The 15,829-nt window shown below is 73.8% G+C and carries 13 protein-coding genes and 1 riboswitch; of the genes, 7 read left to right on the top strand and 6 right to left on the bottom strand.

The genetic code is table 11. The features are described 5' to 3' along the window. Positions 1–58: 58 nt before the first annotated feature. From ACQUFX_RS10645 to ACQUFX_RS10635, 3 genes are all read left to right on the top strand, one after another. Positions 59–460 (top strand): RidA family protein, encoded by a 402-nt coding sequence (locus ACQUFX_RS10645; RefSeq protein ID WP_428966928.1) that lies wholly within the window; start codon positions 59–61, stop codon positions 458–460. A gap of 208 nt (positions 461–668) precedes the next feature. Further along, positions 669–1,997, top strand: a complete 1,329-nt coding sequence (locus ACQUFX_RS10640) for an MFS transporter (RefSeq protein WP_428965839.1) — start codon at positions 669–671, stop codon at positions 1,995–1,997. 136 nt (positions 1,998–2,133) lie between these two features. Next, positions 2,134–2,292 (top strand): hypothetical protein, encoded by a 159-nt coding sequence (locus ACQUFX_RS10635; protein ID WP_428965838.1) that lies wholly within the window; start codon positions 2,134–2,136, stop codon positions 2,290–2,292. 82 nt (positions 2,293–2,374) lie between these two features. On the opposite strand, the gene ACQUFX_RS10630 is transcribed toward ACQUFX_RS10635, so the two are convergent. From ACQUFX_RS10630 to ACQUFX_RS10620, 3 genes are all read right to left on the bottom strand, one after another. Then, positions 2,375–3,412, bottom strand: coding sequence for a cation diffusion facilitator family transporter (locus ACQUFX_RS10630; protein WP_428965837.1), 1,038 nt, complete (start codon positions 3,410–3,412; stop codon positions 2,375–2,377). After that, positions 3,409–4,125 carry a substrate-binding periplasmic protein gene (locus ACQUFX_RS10625; RefSeq protein WP_428965836.1) on the bottom strand — a complete coding sequence of 239 codons (717 nt, stop codon included), beginning with the start codon at positions 4,123–4,125 and terminating at the stop codon, positions 3,409–3,411. The genes ACQUFX_RS10630 and ACQUFX_RS10625 overlap by 4 nt, the downstream gene beginning before the upstream one ends. Positions 4,126–4,243: 118 nt before the next feature. Beyond that, positions 4,244–4,582 carry an Imm51 family immunity protein gene (locus tag ACQUFX_RS10620; RefSeq protein ID WP_428965835.1) on the bottom strand — a complete coding sequence of 113 codons (339 nt, stop codon included), beginning with the start codon at positions 4,580–4,582 and terminating at the stop codon, positions 4,244–4,246. A gap of 138 nt (positions 4,583–4,720) precedes the next feature. Between ACQUFX_RS10620 and ACQUFX_RS10615 the strand changes: the two genes are divergently transcribed. Next, a complete protein-coding gene (locus ACQUFX_RS10615) occupies positions 4,721–5,941 on the top strand; it encodes a lytic polysaccharide monooxygenase (protein ID WP_428965834.1) in 1,221 nt (406 codons plus the stop codon). Between the two features lie 167 nt (positions 5,942–6,108). On the opposite strand, the gene ACQUFX_RS10610 is transcribed toward ACQUFX_RS10615, so the two are convergent. Beyond that, positions 6,109–7,086, bottom strand: coding sequence for a ribonucleotide-diphosphate reductase subunit beta (locus ACQUFX_RS10610; RefSeq protein ID WP_428966927.1), 978 nt, complete (start codon positions 7,084–7,086; stop codon positions 6,109–6,111). Between the two features lie 56 nt (positions 7,087–7,142). Continuing rightward, positions 7,143–9,527 carry a ribonucleoside-diphosphate reductase subunit alpha gene (locus ACQUFX_RS10605; protein WP_428965833.1) on the bottom strand — a complete coding sequence of 795 codons (2,385 nt, stop codon included), beginning with the start codon at positions 9,525–9,527 and terminating at the stop codon, positions 7,143–7,145. A 123-nt stretch (positions 9,528–9,650) separates the two neighbouring features. Next, a riboswitch (cobalamin riboswitch) is annotated at positions 9,651–9,869 on the bottom strand. Between the two features lie 190 nt (positions 9,870–10,059). Between ACQUFX_RS10605 and ACQUFX_RS10600 the strand changes: the two genes are divergently transcribed. Genes ACQUFX_RS10600 through meaB form a run of 3 tightly spaced genes read left to right on the top strand, consistent with a single transcriptional unit; the run spans position 10,060 to position 15,151 of the window. Further along, a complete protein-coding gene (locus ACQUFX_RS10600) occupies positions 10,060–11,916 on the top strand; it encodes a methylmalonyl-CoA mutase family protein (RefSeq protein ID WP_428965831.1) in 1,857 nt (618 codons plus the stop codon). After that, the gene (scpA, locus tag ACQUFX_RS10595) at positions 11,916–14,135 is read left to right on the top strand and encodes a methylmalonyl-CoA mutase (protein WP_428965830.1); all 2,220 of its coding nucleotides are present in this window, start codon (positions 11,916–11,918) and stop codon (positions 14,133–14,135) included. Before ACQUFX_RS10600 ends, scpA begins: the two co-directional genes overlap by 1 nt. Beyond that, positions 14,132–15,151, top strand: a complete 1,020-nt coding sequence (meaB, locus tag ACQUFX_RS10590; protein ID WP_428965829.1) for a methylmalonyl Co-A mutase-associated GTPase MeaB — start codon at positions 14,132–14,134, stop codon at positions 15,149–15,151. Before scpA ends, meaB begins: the two co-directional genes overlap by 4 nt. A gap of 15 nt (positions 15,152–15,166) precedes the next feature. Here the strand turns inward: meaB and ACQUFX_RS10585 are convergent, their stop codons facing one another. Further along, positions 15,167–15,769, bottom strand: coding sequence for a class I SAM-dependent methyltransferase (locus tag ACQUFX_RS10585; protein WP_428965828.1), 603 nt, complete (start codon positions 15,767–15,769; stop codon positions 15,167–15,169). Between the last annotated feature and the right edge of the window lie 60 nt (positions 15,770–15,829).

The raw sequence follows: 15,829 nt of genomic DNA, 5'->3' as shown, positions 1-15,829 counted from the left end.
GGCGGCCGGTGGTAGCGCGGGCGGCGCGGCGGCCGGTGGCGCGGCGGCGGGTGGCGGGGTGGTGGCCGGCAAGGCCACCCCGCGCGGCCGGTTCCCGCACGTCAGGGTCGCCGGGGACCTGGTCTTCGTCTCCGGCACGTCCAGCCGCCGGCCCGACAACAGCATCGCCGGCGCCTCCGTCGACCCGATGGGCACCACCGACCTCGACATCCGGGTCCAGACCCGGACCGTGATCGAGAACATCCGCGACATCCTGCACGCCGTCGGCGCCGACCTGACCGACCTCGTCCAGGTCACCACCTACCTGGTGAGCATGAACGACTTCGGCGGCTACAACGAGGTCTACGCCGAGTTCTTCGACGAGACCGGCCCCACCCGCACCACCGTCGCGGTCCACCAACTGCCGCACCCGCACCTGCTCATCGAGATCCAGGCGGTCGCCCGGCGCCGGCCGCGCTGACGCCCCGGCCCGGGAATCCGCAGGAATCGCGCCTGCGACACTTCTGCGACGGCCGTTCCCGGGTACGTGCGGCCATTGTTCACGTGCGGCCATTGTTCACATGCGGCGGTTGTTCTTTTGCCCAGCCGGTGCAATAGCAGCGTTGTCGCAATCGGGTCACGCGGATATGGTCGGGTTCCTCGATCGTGTGCGGAAGGCCGCTGATCCCGTGCGTGAACTGCTGCGTAACCCGTCCTACCGGTGGCTGTTCGCCGCTCAGGTGATCGCGCTGGTCGGCACCGGCCTGGCGACGGTGGCGCTCGGGCTGCTCGCCTACGACCTCGCCGACGTCCGGGCCGGGGAGATCCTCGGTACGGTGCTCGCGATCAAGATGGTCGCGTACGTGTGCGTCTCCCCGCTGGCCGGGGCGTGGGCCGGCCGGGTGCCCCGCCGCCTGCTGCTGGTCGGCGCGGACGTGGTCCGGTTCGGGGTCGTCCTCCTGCTGCCCTGGGTCGGCGAGGTCTGGCAGGTGTACCTGCTGATCGCCGTCCTCCAGGCCGCGTCGGCCACCTTCACGCCCACCTTCCAGTCCGTCCTCCCGGATGTCCTGCCGAACGAGGAGGATTACACGAAGGCGCTGTCCGCGTCCCAGTTCGCCGTGTCCCTGGAAAATGTCGCCAGCCCGGTTGTCGCCGCATTCCTGCTGCTGTTCGTGGATTTCCACCTCCTCTTCGTGGGAACCGCGGCCGGATTCCTGGTGTCGGCGGTTCTCGTGCTCGGCGTCGTCATTCCGGGCGTGCGTGGCGGCGGTTCCGACCGATTCACCGACCGGGTGTTCGCCGGGCTGCGGGTTTTCGTGGCCACGCCCCGGCTCCGGGCGGTGCTGGCGCTGAACATGGTGGTCGCCGGCGCGGGCGCGATCACCCTGGTCAACACGGTCAACGTGGTACGGGACCTGCTCGGCGCCACGGCGGCGCAGGTACCCCTCCTGCTCGCCGTCTCCGGCGTCGGGGCGGCCACGGCGGCGCTCGCCACGCCACCGCTGGTCCGTCGGGTCGGGGAACGGGTCTCGATGCTGACCGGGGTCGCCGTGGCCGTGGCCGCGGTGTCGGGGGCGCTGGTCCTCGCGGCGGTCCCGTCGTGGCCGCTGGCGGTCGGTGTGTGGCTGCTCATCGGTCTCGGCACCGGCCTGATCATGGTGCCGATCGGGCGGGTGGTCCGCTCGTCGTCCACCGCCGCCGACCGGCCGGCCGTCTTCGCGGCACAGTTCTCGTTGTCCCACCTCTGCTGGCTGGCCACCTATCCGCTGGCCGGCTGGGTGGGGGCGGCGGCCGGCTTCACCACGGCGTGGGCGGTCCTCGGGGCGCTGGCGCTCGCGGCCGGGCTCACCGCCCTCCGCCTCTGGCCGGCCGGGCTCAGCGAGGTCGTCCGGCACCGGCACGGCGTCGGCGCCGACCCGGGGCATCTCACCCAGGCCGAGTGGGACGGCGCGACCTGGGTGCACAGCCACCGCGTCGTCATCGACGCCAACCACACCCGCTGGCCCAGTCCCGCCTGAGACCCAGCGGCGGGGCCGGACCGCCTGGTCGGGCGTCGGCCCGGCGACCGGACGTGTTTGCCGCCGGTGGAGCCGGGAACGCGTGCTCCGACTGGTGTGGGGGCCGCCCGCGCCACCGTCGCCGGGGGAGGTCGACATGGGTAATCGGGACAGCCTGCACGACCTGCGTCAGCAGGCCCACGACGCGGGCATCGAGGGCAACTCCAAGATGACCGAGGATCAACTGCGCGAGGCGTTGCGGCGGGTCGGCAAGGGAGAGCAGCCCCAGATGGCCAAGCAGAACGCCCGGCGGTGACGCGTCCGGGCGGTGCCGACGCCGTACCGGCCCGGCACCGCCCGTGCGGCGGTGCCGCCGGCTCAGCGGCGGACGGCGTCGGTCAGGCGGTGACGTGCGGGACGGCCGACGCGCCGGCCTGCGGGTACGGCAGCCCGTCGGCGACACCCGGGGGCCCGTGCCCGTCGACGGCGCTGTCGATGCGGCTCACCGGCGCCACGACCAGGTCGTGCATGCGCCAGTCGAAGTCCCGGGCGAACGCGCCCAGGCCCTCCAGTCGTTCGACGAGGCGGTCCGTGCCGGGCACCGGCACGACGAGCAGCTCACCGACGAAGACGTGGCCCTCCTCGCGCAGGCGCAGCCAGGCGTCGGCGACCCAGTCGTGGTCCCGTACGGCGGCGAGCAGCCGGTCGTGCAACGGGTGGGGGCGGCTGCCGTCGACGACCCGGGGCCGGTTGTCCATCAGGTTGGCCACGGCGCTGCGTGAGGTCCGGGTGCCGTCGCGCACGATGTCACCCCCGATGACCAGCGCCGCCACCGCGTCGGCCCACCACAGCCCGGCGCCGATGCCGAGCACGCCGAGGATCGCCGCGCCCGCGGTGAGCCAGTCGGCGCGGTTCATCTCCGCGTCGGCGTAGAGGACCTTGTCGTGGAGTTGGTGGGCGATGCGTTTCTTGGCCCGGCCGAGCAGGATCGCCGGCACCATGGTGACGACCAGCGCCGCGATCATCAGCCAGCCCAGCCACACCCGGTGGCCGAACACCTCGATCAGCCCGATCGGCGGGCGCTCCCGCGCGACCAACCGGGTCAGGGAGTCGTAGACGACGTACCCACCGAGGCCGAGCAGGGCGACCGACCCGGCCAGGAAGGCGATGCTGACCGACCGGTGGTACCCGTAGGGGAACCGGTCGTCGGGCCGACGGTTGCGAAACCGCGCGGCGATCAGGAAGGCCGCCGGGGGCACCAGGGCGAGCATGTCCTCGATCCAGGCCGCCTTCATCGCCTGCGACTGGCCGAGCGTGAGCGCCAGCAGGGCGATCGCCAGGACGAAGAAGCCGATCGTCCACCACTGGAGCCGGACCGCCCGTCGGTGCAGCTCGGCCTTGTCCGGGGGCAGCTCGAAGCGGTCGTACACCCTCACCGTGCCACCTCCTCCCGCTCGGCGGTGGCCAGCAGCCGTTCGACCTCGCCGTGCGACAGCGCCAGCAGGAACCGTTCCACCTCGACCTGCCAGCCGTTCTCCCCCGGCGGCACCGCCCAGACGTGGTCGTGCACGGCCAGGTCGTGCGCCGTCTCCCGCAGTCCCAGGTCGGCCAGGCGCCACTGACCGACCACCACCGGTAGGTCCTCCTTACCGGTCACCTCCGCCACCGGCACCGGGTCGGCCTCGGCGGCCCGCAGCGCCGCGACCTCGGCCGTGCCGGCCGGTACCGCCACCCGGGTCCCGGCCAGGTCGGTCGGCGTCGCCACCCCCGGCGGCACCGCCACCACCGTGCGGACGGTGACGTACGGGCGGGTCAGCGCGGCTTCCTCCGTCCACGGCGCCTTCGCGTCGAGACCACCGACGACCAGGTCGAGGACGCGGTCCTTCAGCGCGGCCATCAGCGTCGACTCCGAGCCGGGATACCACTCCACCCGCGCGTCGAGCCGCTGCGCCAGCCGCTGCACCAGCTCCGCCTCGGCGCCGGTCACCGACCCGTCGTCGCCGACCCGGGTCCACGGTGGTGACTCGGTCACCCCGACCCGCAACACCCCGCCACGCACGTCCTCCAGGGTCGTGCCGACGTCCTGCGGCCACCGGCAGCCGGTGACCAGCACCAGCACGACCGCCGCCACCACGATGGTCCGACGCATCCCGACCTCCCTCGGCCGTTCCCGCGCCCCTCCTAGCCAGGACGGCGGCCCCGGAATCCTCCGGTACCCGACATATCGCCCAGTCGTCGGGCCGACCCGCCGGTGCCGCGCGACGCCGTCAGTCGTCGAACTCGACGCCGGTCGCGTGCGCCAGGGCGATCACCTGCCGGATCCGCTCGGGGTCGGTGGCCACCGCGCTCATCCGGCCGGCCAGCTCCGCCAGCGCGTCCCGGTCCGTCCCGTAGGCGCAGAACATGCTGCCCTCGGGGTCGTAGGCGAACCTTCCGTCGAGCGCCGGGGCCTCGGTGCCGACGAGCACCCGGGCGACGCCCTCCCAGAAGTACCCGTTGGGCTCGTGTCCGAGCTCCTCGACGACGCCGTCCACGTCGGTGGTCCCGGCGTCCAGCAACAGGGAGTACGCCCCGGGGGACGGTTCGATCAGCCGCATCGGTCGCATGGGTGCAGCCTCTCAGCCGCCCCGTCCGGCGGGTGATCCGGGGAAGACCCACCCGGTCGTGGTGAACCGGACACCGCCCCGGCCCGTCGTGCGGGTGGCGGCAACCGCCGTCGTCCGCCCAGCGACGAGGAGCGTGTGATGAGACTGAGGTACGGTCGCCGGCCGTCCCGGACGGGGCCCCCGGGGGTACCCGGCGGGCCGCTGCGGTGGGGCGACACCCAACCGGACGGGGGCGTCCCGCCCGAGCCGGCCCGGCCGGTGGCCCGGCGGGCCGTCGCGGTCGCCGCCTCGGTGCTGCTGGTCGGCGGCTCCGTGCTGGCCTGGGTCGTCGCCATGGGCGACGGGCGGGCCGCGGCGCACGGCTCGATGCAGAACCCGCCGAGCCGGATCTACCTCTGCTGGCAGGAGGGGCCGGAGGCGCCCCGCTCGGCGGCGTGCCGGGCGCTGCGGGACGCCGGCGGCAGTCAGGCCCTCTACGACTGGAACGGCGTCCTGGTGCCCGACGTGGCCGGCCGGCACCGCGAGGTCATCCCGGACGGCAAGCTGTGCAGCGCGGGTAACGACGCGTTCCGGGGCCTCGACCTGGCCCGCGACGACTGGCCGACGACCAGTCTGCCCTCCGGCGGCGGCTACCAGTTCCGCTGGCGGGGGACCGCCCCGCACGTGGGCGCCTTCGAGTTCTACGTGACGCGCGACGGTTACCAGCCCACCCGCCCGTTGACCTGGGCCGACCTGGAGCCCGAGCCGTTCCTGCGGGCCGACCGGCCCCCGTTGGAGGGTGGGTCCTTCCGGATCGACGGACACCTGCCGGCCAAGCAGGGCCGGCACCTGATCTACACGATCTACCAGCGGTCGGACAGCCCGGAGGCGTTCTACGCCTGCTCCGACGTGGACTTCGGCGGCGCCGGGGCGCCCGCGCCCCGGGAGCACCCCGAGGAGACCGGCTCACCCGACCCGGGGCCGCCCCTCGTGCCGGAGCACCACCACCCCGCCCCGCACCCGCACGAGCACCACCCGGCCCCGCACCCGCGCCGGCCCGCCCCCGGCGCAGCCGCCGACTGGGCGGCCGGTGTCGCGTACCCGGCCGGGGCGCAGGTGACGTACCAGGGCGGGGCGTACGTGGCGGTGCAGGGGCACACCGCGCAGCCCGGCTGGGAGCCGCCGGCCGTACCCGCCCTCTGGCACGCCGTCCCCGAGGCGGGCGCCGACGGCGTGCCGGACTGGCGTCCGCAGACCCCCTACGCGACCGGCGCGCACGTGACGTACCAGGGGGTCGTCTACATGTGCCGGCAGGGGCACGTCGCCCTGGCCGGCTGGGAGCCGCCCCAGACACCGGCCCTGTGGGAACCGATGGGTTGACCGACCACGGTCGGCACCCGATGAACCTATCCTCCTAGGACACTCAGGGGGGTGTGACCCGTGGTCGGGCGGAGGGCGCGTGGCGTCCGCCCGACCACGGCGTACGGCGTGGCCGGCGGTGACCGTCCCGGGCACCGACGACGTCCGGGACGGTCACCGCGAACCGGTCAGAAGTCGTCGTCGAAGCTGACCGAGCCGGTCACCCCCACCTGGTACGCCGAGACCCGCCGCTCGAAGAAGTTCGACAACTCCTGGACGTCCTGAAGCTCCATGAACCCGAACGGGTTGCGGCTGCCGTAGAGCGGGGCGATGCCGAGGGTGACCAGCCGCCGGTCGGCGACGTGTTGCAGGTACTCGCGCATGTCGGCCAGCGACATCCCGGAGACGCCCTGCTCCAGCAGGTCGGCGGCGAACTGGACCTCGCACTCCACCGCCTCGGCGAGCATGTCCCGGACCTGCTGCTGCAACTCGGCGTCGAAGAGGTCCGGCTCCTCGGCGCGGACGGTGTCGACCACGTCGAAGGCGAAGGCCATGTGCATCGACTCGTCGCGGAACACCCAGTTGGTGCCGGAGGCGAGCCCGTTGAGCAGGCCCCGGGACCGCAGGAAGTAGACGTAGGCGAACGCGCCGTAGAAGAACAGGCCCTCGATGCACGCGGCGAAGCAGATCAGGTTGAGCAGGAACGCCCGCCGGTCCTGCCGGGTCTGCAGCTCCCGCAGCTCGAAGACGGAGTCGATCCAGCGGAAACAGAACTCGGCCTTGCGCCGGATCGACGGGATGTTCTCGATGGCGGCGAACGCCTCGAACCGCTCCTTCTCGTCGGGCACGTACGTGTCGAGCAGGTTCAGGTAGAACTGCACGTGCACGGCTTCCTCGAAAAGCTGCCGGGACAGGTAGAGCCGGCCCTCCGGGGAGTTGACGTGCTGGTACAGGTTCAGCACCAGGTTGTTGGCGACGATGGTGTCCCCGGTGGCGAAGAACGCGACCAGCCGGGACACCAGGTGCCGTTCGGCGGGCGAGAGCCGGGCCAGGTCGGCGAGGTCGGAGTGCAGGTCGACCTCCTCGACGGTCCAGGTGTTCTTGATGGCGTCCTTGAACCGGTCGAAGAAGTGCGGGTAGCGCATCGGCCGCAGGGTCAGGTCCATGCCCGGGTCGAGCAGCAGGTGCCGGGCGTCGGTGGTGGGGGTCGTCGGGGTCGTGGTCACTGGCAGGCCTCGCAGCTCTCGGGGTTCTCCAGGGAGCAGGCCAGCGCCTCGGCGTCGACCGGGGACGCCACGGTCGCGGGCGCGACGGCGACGGTGGCCTGCTGGATCCGCGTCGCGGGACGCGAGCGCAGGTAGTAGGTGGTCTTCAGCCCGGACTTCCAGGCGTACAGGTACATCGAGGAGAGCTTGCCGATGGTCGGCGCGCTCATGAACAGGTTCAACGACTGCGACTGGTCGACGTAGGGGGCGCGGGCGGCGGCGAGGTCGATCAGCGCCCGCTGCGGCAGTTCCCACGCGGTGCGGAACAGGTCCCGCACGTCGTCGGGAAGCTCCGTGATGCCCTGCACCGAGCCCTCGGCGCGCTTGATCCGGTCCCGGATCTCCGGCGTCCACAGCCCGCGCGCCCGCAACTCCCGGACCAGGTACGTGTTGACCTGGAGGAACTCGCCGGACATGGTCTCGCGCTTGAACAGGTTGGACACCTGCGGCTCGATGCACTCGTAGCAGCCGGCGATCGAGGCGATCGTCGCGGTCGGGGCGATCGCGACCAGCAGCGAGTTGCGCAGGCCGTGCGCGGCGATCGTGGCGCGCAGCGCCGTCCACCGCTCCCGCTGGGTGGGTTCGGCGCCCCACAGGTCGGGGTGCAGGTGGCCCGCGGCGGCGCGGGTCTCGGCGTACGCCGGGTGCGGCCCGAACCGTTCGGCCAGCCCGGCCGAGGTCTCCAGCGCGGTCAGCAGGATCTCCTCCTGGACCCGGGTGGACAGTTCCCTGGCGCGGGCCGAGTCGAACGGCAGCCGCAGCGTGAAGAAGGCGTCCTGCAGGCCCATCAGCCCGAGCCCGACCGGCCGCCAGCGCGGGTTCGACGCCGCCGCCTGCGCGGCCGGGTAGTAGTTGATGTCGATCACCCGGTCGAGGAAGACCACGGCGGTGCGGACGGTCGCCCGCAGCTTCTCCCAGTCGACACCGTCGGTGGTGACGTGCGCGCCGAGATTGATCGAGCCCAGGTTGCACACCGCGGTCTCGGTGTCGGAGTTGACCTCCAGGATCTCGGTGCACAGGTTCGACAGGTGGACCGTGTTGCCCGGGGCCCCGGTCTGGTTGGACAGCCGGTTCGCGGCGTCCTTGAAGGTCATCCACCCGTTGCCGGTCTGCGCCAGGGTGCGCATCATCCGCCCGTACAGGTCGCGGGCCCGGACCGTGCGGACCGCCTTCTTCTCGGCGACCCGGTACGCGGCGTCGAACTCCTCCCCGTACAGGTCGGGCAGCTCCGGGGCGTCGGACGGGTCGACCAGCGACCAGTCGCCGTCGGCCTCGACCCGGCGCATGAACTCGTCCGGCAGCCAGTTGGCCAGGTTGAGGTTGTGCGTGCGCCGGGACTCCTCGCCGGTGTTGTCCCGCAACTCCAGGAACTCCTCGACGTCCGGGTGCCACGGCTCCAGGTAGACGCAGGCCGCGCCCTTGCGGCGGCCACCCTGGTTCACCGCCGCCACCCCGGCGTCGAGCGTCTTCAGGAACGGCACGATGCCGTTGGACCGGCCGTTCGTGCCCCGGATCAACGCGCCCCGCCCCCGGACCCGGGACCAGGAGATGCCGATGCCGCCGGAGAACTTCGACAGCCGGGCCACCTGGTGGTAGCGCTCGTAGATGGAGTCCAGTTCGTCGCGGGGCGAGTCGACCAGGAAACACGACGACATCTGCGTGTGCCGGGTGCCGGAGTTGAACAGCGTCGGCGAACTCGGCAGGTACGCCAGCGACGACATCAGCCGGTACAGGTCGACCGCCTCGTCCGGCGTCTCGGACAGCCCGCAGGCCACCCGCAGCAGCCAGTACTGCGGAGTCTCCAACACCAGCCGCGAGTCGGGGTGCCGCAGCAGGTACCGGTCGGCGACCGTCCGCAGCCCGAAGTACTCGAACCGCAGGTCACCGGCGGGGTCCACGGCGTCGTCGAGCCTGCGGGCGTGCCGGGCCACGAACGCGGCGGTGTCGTCGCCGACCAGCCCCAGGCCGTGGCCGTACCGGATGGCCTGGCTGAAGCTGGCCACGCCCTGCCCGCGCACCTCCCGGTCCACGGAGGCGGCCAGCAGCCGGGCCGCCAGCTTCGAGTACTGCGGCTCCTCGCCGATCAGCTCCGCCGCGGTCTGGATCGACAGCTTGGCCAACTCGGCGGTGGTCGTGCCGTCGTAGAGGCCGCTGACCGTCCTGGTGGCGACCCGCAGCGGGTCCACCTCGTCCAGGTCGGCCACCCACCGCTCGACCGCTCGGACGAGCTTGCCGACGTCCACCGGCTCGACGTCACCGTTGCGCTTGCGGACCCGCATCGCCTGCCGGCGCTGCCCCGGTCCGTCCGGACCGGACGTGGGCCTGTCCTGCACGACCGTCATGACCTCTCCTCGCCTGTCTCCGATGGCCTTCGGACGCGCGGGAGAACGCCAACGGGCCCGACGGGGTGCGGTGCCCGGCTGCTGGCGTCGGTCGTCCCGCGCGACCTTCGACCGCCGTCCGCGCACGCGGACGGCGCGCTGGCAGGTCTTCGGACTCGTGGGCGGGACCGGGGTCGCCGGTCGCCTACTGGCCGTCGCTTCCCAGGCCCGTTCAGGCCCAGTGCGTGGTGACGGCGGTCGTTCCCACTCACCGCTGCGGGGCAGTCCCGGATTCCCACCGGGTTCCCTCTTGCCTCGACCGGTCCTCGGGGGAGCGGTCGAACCAGCTGCGGGAGACACCATATCTGGGTGCGCGGGCGAAAAGACAACACCAGATGCTGTGTCGGGCGTGTCGCCGCGGCGGGTCACCCGGGATACGCCCCGGGCGACCCCACCGGCCGGACCGTCGCCCGCCACCGCCGGGCGACGGTCCGCCGAGTTGATGTCGTCACATCCGCACCACGCCGCGCCGGTCGGCCCGTACCATCCCGGAATGACGGTGCCGCCGGACGAGCTTCGCCTCGCCAGTGACTTCCCCGTCGCCACGTACGACCAGTGGCGGCGACTCGCCCTCGGCGTGCTGCGCAAGGCCGGCGTCGCCAGCGACGACACACCCGTCGAGGCGGTCGAGGACCTGCTGGCCCCGCGCGGGTACGACGACGTGACGCTGGCCCCGCTGTCCACCGCCGACGACCCGACCCCGGTGCCGGGGCCGCCGGGGGCGTTCCCGTACACCCGGGGTGGGCGGGCGACCGGCGCGGCGGTGGCCGGCTGGGACGTGCGGCAGCGTCACGCCGACCCGGACCCGGCGGTCACCGGCCCGGCGATCCGCGCCGACCTGGACAACGGCGCCACCTCGCTGTGGCTGGCGCTCGGCGAGGGCGGCCTGCCGGTCGCCGCGCTGCCGGCCGCCCTGGACGGGGTCTACCTGGACCTGGCCGGGGTGGTGCTGGACGCCGGGGCCGCCGCGGTCGAGGCGGTGCCGGCCTGGTTCGCGCTGCTCGGGGAGCGGGCCGTGCCGGCCGCCGAGGCCCGGGGCAACCTGGGCGTGGACCCGCTCGGCTGGCGGGCGCGGACCGGACAGCGCTGGGACGGCCCGGCCGGCGAGTGGGCGCAGCGCTGCGCGACCGGCTTCCCCGGCCTGCGGGCCATGACCGTCGACGCGACCGGGTACCACGACGCGGGCGGCTCCGACGCGCAGGAACTCGGCTGCGCGCTGGCCACCGGGGTGGCGTACCTGCGGGAGTTGACCGACGCCGGGCTGACCGTGCCGGCCGCGCTCGGGCAGGTGGAGTTCCGCTACGCGGCCACCGCCGACCAGTTCGCCACCATCGCGAAGCTGCGCGCCGGCCGCCGGCTCTGGTCCCGGGTCGCGCAGGCGTGCGGGGCCCCCGAGGCGGGCGCGCAGCGCCAGCACGCGGTGACCTCCACCGCGATGATGACCGCCCGTGACCCCTGGGTGAACATGCTGCGGACCACCCTGGCCTGTTTCGCCGCCGGGGTCGGTGGCGCGGACGCGGTGACCGTGCAGCCGTTCGACCACTGCCTCGGCCTGCCGGACGGCTTCGCGCGGCGGATCGCCCGCAACACCCAGGCGCTGCTGCTGGAGGAGGCCCACGTCGGCCGGGTCGTCGACCCGGCCGGCGGCTCGTGGTACGTCGAGCGGTACACCGAGGAACTGGCCCAGGCGGCCTGGCGGTGGTTCACCGAGATCGAGCGGGCCGGGGGGATGGCCGCCGCGCTGGACAGCGGCCTGGTCGCCGACCGGCTCGCCGCGACCTGGCAGCGGCGGGCCGAGAACCTGGCGCACCGCCGGGACCCGCTGACCGGGGTGAGCGAGTTCCCCCACCTCGACGAGCGGCTGCCGCAGCGCCCGCCCGCGCCCGCCGCGCCGGGCGGCGGGCTGCCCCGGCACCGGTACGCGCAGGCCTACGAGGCGCTGCGGGACCGCGCCGACGCGCACGCGACGGCGACCGGCGAGCGGCCCACCGTCTTCCTCGCCACCCTCGGCCCGCCGGCGGCGCACAACGCGCGCGCCGGCTTCGCCGCGAACCTCTTCGCGGCCGGCGGGATCGCCACCGTCCGCCCGCCGGTCGGACCCGACGACCCGGCCCGGCTGGCCGCCGAGTTCACCGCCAGCGGCGCCCGGGTGGCCTGCCTCTGCTCCTCGGACCGGGGCTACGCCGCGTCCGCCGAGGAGTTGGCGCGGGCGCTGGCGGACGCGGGCGCGACTCGGGTCTGGCTGGCCGGTCGGCCCGCCGGGCACTCCGGTGTGGACGACTACCTCTACACGGGCTGCGACGCCGTCGCGGCGCTGGAGACGACGCTACGTGACCTGGGGGTGGCGTGATGGGCGCTCGGATTCCCGACTTCTCCGACCTGCCGCTCGGCGACCCGCCCGCCGCCGCCGACCTCGGCCGGTGGCGCGACGCGGTGCGCGCCGAGACCGGCGGTGACCCCGAGGCGCTCACCTGGCAGACGCCGGAGGGCATCGCCGTCGCGCCGCTGTACACCGCCGCCGACCGGGCCGGGCTGGACTTCCTCGGCACGTACCCGGGCGTCGCCCCGTACCTGCGCGGCCCGTACCCGACGATGTACACCACCCAGCCGTGGACGATCCGCCAGTACGCGGGCTTCTCCACCGCCGAGGAGTCGAACGCCTTCTACCGGCGCAACCTGGCCGCCGGCCAGAAGGGCCTCTCGGTCGCCTTCGACCTGCCCACCCACCGGGGGTACGACTCCGACCATCCCCGGGTCGCCGGTGACGTGGGCATGGCCGGGGTGGCCATCGACTCGATCTACGACATGCGGCAGCTCTTCGACGGCATCCCGCTGGACCGGATGAGCGTGTCGATGACGATGAACGGCGCGGTGCTGCCGGTGCTGGCGCTCTACATTCTCGCCGCCGAGGAGCAGGGGGTGGCGCCGGAGCAGCTCTCCGGCACCATCCAGAACGACATCCTCAAGGAGTTCATGGTCCGCAACACGTACATCTACCCGCCGCAGCCGTCGATGCGGATCATCTCCGACATCTTCGCCTACACCTCGGCGCGGATGCCCCGGTTCAACTCCATCTCCATCTCCGGCTACCACATCCAGGAGGCCGGGGCGACCGCCGACCTGGAGTTGGCGTACACCCTCGCCGACGGGGTCGAGTACCTGCGCGCGGGGCGCGACGCCGGGCTGGACGTGGACGCGTTCGCGCCCCGGTTGTCGTTCTTCTGGGCGATCGGCATGAACTTCTTCATGGAGGTGGCGAAGCTGCGGGCGGCCCGGCTGCTCTGGGCCCGGCTGGTCCGCGACTTCGGCCCGACGAACCCGAAGTCGCTGAGCCTGCGCGCCCACTGCCAGACCTCCGGCTGGTCGCTGACCGCCCAGGACGTGTTCAACAACGTGATCCGCACCTGTGTGGAGGCGATGGCCGCCACCCAGGGGCACACCCAGTCGCTGCACACCAACGCCCTCGACGAGGCGCTGGCGCTGCCGACCGACTTCTCCGCCCGCATCGCCCGCAACACGCAGTTGGTGCTGCAACAGGAGTCCGGTACGACCCGGGCGATCGACCCGTGGGGTGGCAGCGCGTACGTCGAGCGGCTCACCCACGACCTGGCCGCCCGCGCCTGGCAGCACATCGCCGAGGTGGAGGCGGCCGGGGGGATGGCCCGCGCGATCGACGAGGGCATCCCGAAGCTGCGGATCGAGGAGGCCGCCGCCCGTACCCAGGCGCGGATCGACTCCGGCCGGCAGCCGGTGATCGGGGTCAACAAGTACCGCCCCGACGCCGACGAGCCGATCGACGTCCTGAAGGTCGACAACCGGGCGGTGCGGGCGCAGCAGGTGGAGAAGCTGCGCCGGCTGCGCGCGGACCGGGACGAGGCGGCGTGCACCGCGGCGCTGGAGGCGCTGACCTGGGCGGCCGGTGCCGCGCTCGACGGCACCCGGGGGCCGGGGCTCGACGGCAACCTGCTCGCGCTGGCGGTCGACGCGGCGCGCGCCAAGGCCACCGTCGGGGAGATCTCCGACGCGCTGGAGAAGGTGTACGGCCGGCACGCCGCGCAGATCCGTACCATCTCCGGGGTGTACCGGAACGAGGCGGGAGCGGTGTCGGCCATCGAGCGGGTGCGGGACGTCACCGGGGCGTTCGCCGTCGCCGAGGGACGCCAGCCCCGCATCCTGGTCGCCAAGATGGGGCAGGACGGCCACGACCGGGGCCAGAAGGTGATCGCCACCGCCTTCGCCGACCTCGGCTTCGACGTCGACGTGGGCCCGCTGTTCCAGACGCCGGCCGAGGTGGCCCGGCAGGCGGTGGAGGCCGACGTGCACGTCGTCGGCGTCTCCAGCCTGGCCGCCGGGCATCTCACCCTGGTGCCGGCGTTGCGCGACGAACTGGCCGCCCTGGACCGCGACGACATCATGATCATCGTGGGTGGGGTGATCCCGCCGCAGGACTTCGACGCGCTGCGCGCGGCGGGCGCCTCGGCGATCTTCCCGCCGGGCACCGTGGTCGCGGAGGCCGCGCTGGACCTGCTCGCCGAGCTGTCCCGACGGCTCGGCCACGGGGCCGCGTGAGCGGCGGCGGGCGCACCCCCACGGTCGAGGCGTACGTCGAGGGGGTGCGCGCCGGCTCGCGGGCCTGGATCGCCCGCGCCATCACCCTGGTCGAGTCCACCCGCCCCGACCACCGGGCGGCGGCGCAGCGGCTGCTGGTCGCGCTCACCCCGTTCGCCGGGGGCGCCCGCCGGGTCGGCATCACCGGGGTGCCCGGGGTCGGCAAGTCCACCTTCATCGACGCCCTCGGCAGCCGGCTGACCGCCGACGGGCACCGGGTGGCGGTGCTCGCGGTCGACCCGTCGTCCACCCGTACCGGCGGCAGCATCCTCGGCGACAAGACCCGGATGGCCCGGCTCGCCACGAACCCGGCCGCGTTCATCCGGCCCTCGCCGACCGCCGGCACCCTCGGCGGGGTCGCCACGGCCACCCGGGAGGCGATCGTGGTGGTCGAGGCCGCCGGGTACGACGTGGTGCTGGTGGAGACCGTCGGCGTCGGCCAGTCCGAGACCGCCGTGTCGGAGATGGTCGACTCGTTCCTGCTGCTCACCCTCGCCCGCACCGGCGACCAGCTCCAGGGCATCAAGAAGGGCGTCCTGGAGCTCGCCGACGTCATCGCCGTCAACAAGGCGGACGGGCCGCACGTGACCGACGCCCGCCGCGCCGCCCGGGAACTCGCCGGGGCGTTACGGCTGCTGCACCCGCCCGAGGGTGGCTGGCAGCCGCCGGTGGTCACCTGCAGCGCGCTGGACGAGACCGGCCTCGACGACGTGTGGCGGCAGATCCGCCAGCACCAGGACACCCTGGACGCCAGCGGTGACCTCGCCGAACGCCGGCGGCGTCAGCAGATCGGCTGGGTCTGGGCGATGGTCCGGGCCGAGGTCCTCGACCGGCTGCGTACCCACCCCGAGGTGCGGGCGCTCGCCCCGACGGTGGAGCGGCAGGTCGTCGAGGGCACCCTCACCCCGGCGCTCGCCGCCGAGCGGCTGCTGGCCGGGTTCGCCCGGCCCGTCGACCCGTCCGCCGAGCCGGGCTGACCGGCCGACGCCGGGTCACCGCAGGCGTCGCGCGCGCAGGACGGTGTCGTGGGTGTGGGGTGTCCCGGCGGGGGCCGGCGCGGTCCGGGGGCGGGTCTCGTCGACCAGGATCGTCCAGTCCCGGTCGAGCAGCCGGGCGATGTCGTCGGGCTGGTAGAAGTCGTGGGGGTCGAGGTCGGACTCCCGCTGCGGTGGCAGGTCGGCGAGGTCGTGGCTGGCGACGAGCAGGGTGCCGCCGGGCGCGACGGCGTCCAGCAGGCCGCGCAGCGCGGTGTGGTCCGGCTGCCGGGGGAGCGGGAAGTACTGGGCGGACACCAGGTCGAACGCGCCGGCCGGGGGCGCGGTGCGGGTCAGGTCGAGCGGTGTCCACGTCACCCGGTCCGCGACGTCCGTGCCCCCGGCGGCGGCGCGGCGCAGGGCGACCGGGGAGATGTCGACCCCGGTGACCCGCCAGCCGCGCCGGGCCAGCCAGCGTGCGTCGCCGCCCTCGCCGCAGCCCACGTCGAGGGCGTGCCCGGGTGGCAGGTCGGTGACCTCGGTGACGAGCACCCCGTTGGGTGCGCCGCTGAACAACTGGTCCCGGCTGCGGTACCGCTCGTCCCAGAACTGGGCGTCCATCGTCTGCTCTCCTCGCTGGCGGGTGACGGGCCCGGGGGCACCCCCGTGGTGCCCGCTACC

Source organism: Micromonospora fluostatini (assembly GCF_050410825.1).
Taxonomy (GTDB): Bacteria; Actinomycetota; Actinomycetes; order Mycobacteriales; family Micromonosporaceae; genus Micromonospora; species Micromonospora rosaria.
This window is presented reverse-complemented; position numbering and strand designations above follow the sequence as displayed.

Bases quoted from the DNA above. Each gene is read 5' to 3' on its own strand.
- ACQUFX_RS10615 (WP_428965834.1), top strand. From the start codon at position 4,721: ATGAGACTGAGGTACGGTCGCCGGCCGTCCCGGACGGGGCCCCCGGGG.
- ACQUFX_RS10585 (WP_428965828.1), bottom strand. From the start codon at position 15,769: ATGGACGCCCAGTTCTGGGACGAGCGGTACCGCAGCCGGGACCAGTTG.
- ACQUFX_RS10610 (WP_428966927.1), bottom strand. From the start codon at position 7,086: ATGGACCTGACCCTGCGGCCGATGCGCTACCCGCACTTCTTCGACCGG.
- ACQUFX_RS10635 (WP_428965838.1), top strand. From the start codon at position 2,134: ATGGGTAATCGGGACAGCCTGCACGACCTGCGTCAGCAGGCCCACGAC.
- ACQUFX_RS10605 (WP_428965833.1), bottom strand. From the start codon at position 9,527: ATGACGGTCGTGCAGGACAGGCCCACGTCCGGTCCGGACGGACCGGGG.
- ACQUFX_RS10625 (WP_428965836.1), bottom strand. From the start codon at position 4,125: ATGCGTCGGACCATCGTGGTGGCGGCGGTCGTGCTGGTGCTGGTCACC.
- ACQUFX_RS10620 (WP_428965835.1), bottom strand. From the start codon at position 4,582: ATGCGACCGATGCGGCTGATCGAACCGTCCCCCGGGGCGTACTCCCTG.
- ACQUFX_RS10600 (WP_428965831.1), top strand. From the start codon at position 10,060: ATGACGGTGCCGCCGGACGAGCTTCGCCTCGCCAGTGACTTCCCCGTC.
- scpA (WP_428965830.1), top strand. From the start codon at position 11,916: ATGGGCGCTCGGATTCCCGACTTCTCCGACCTGCCGCTCGGCGACCCG.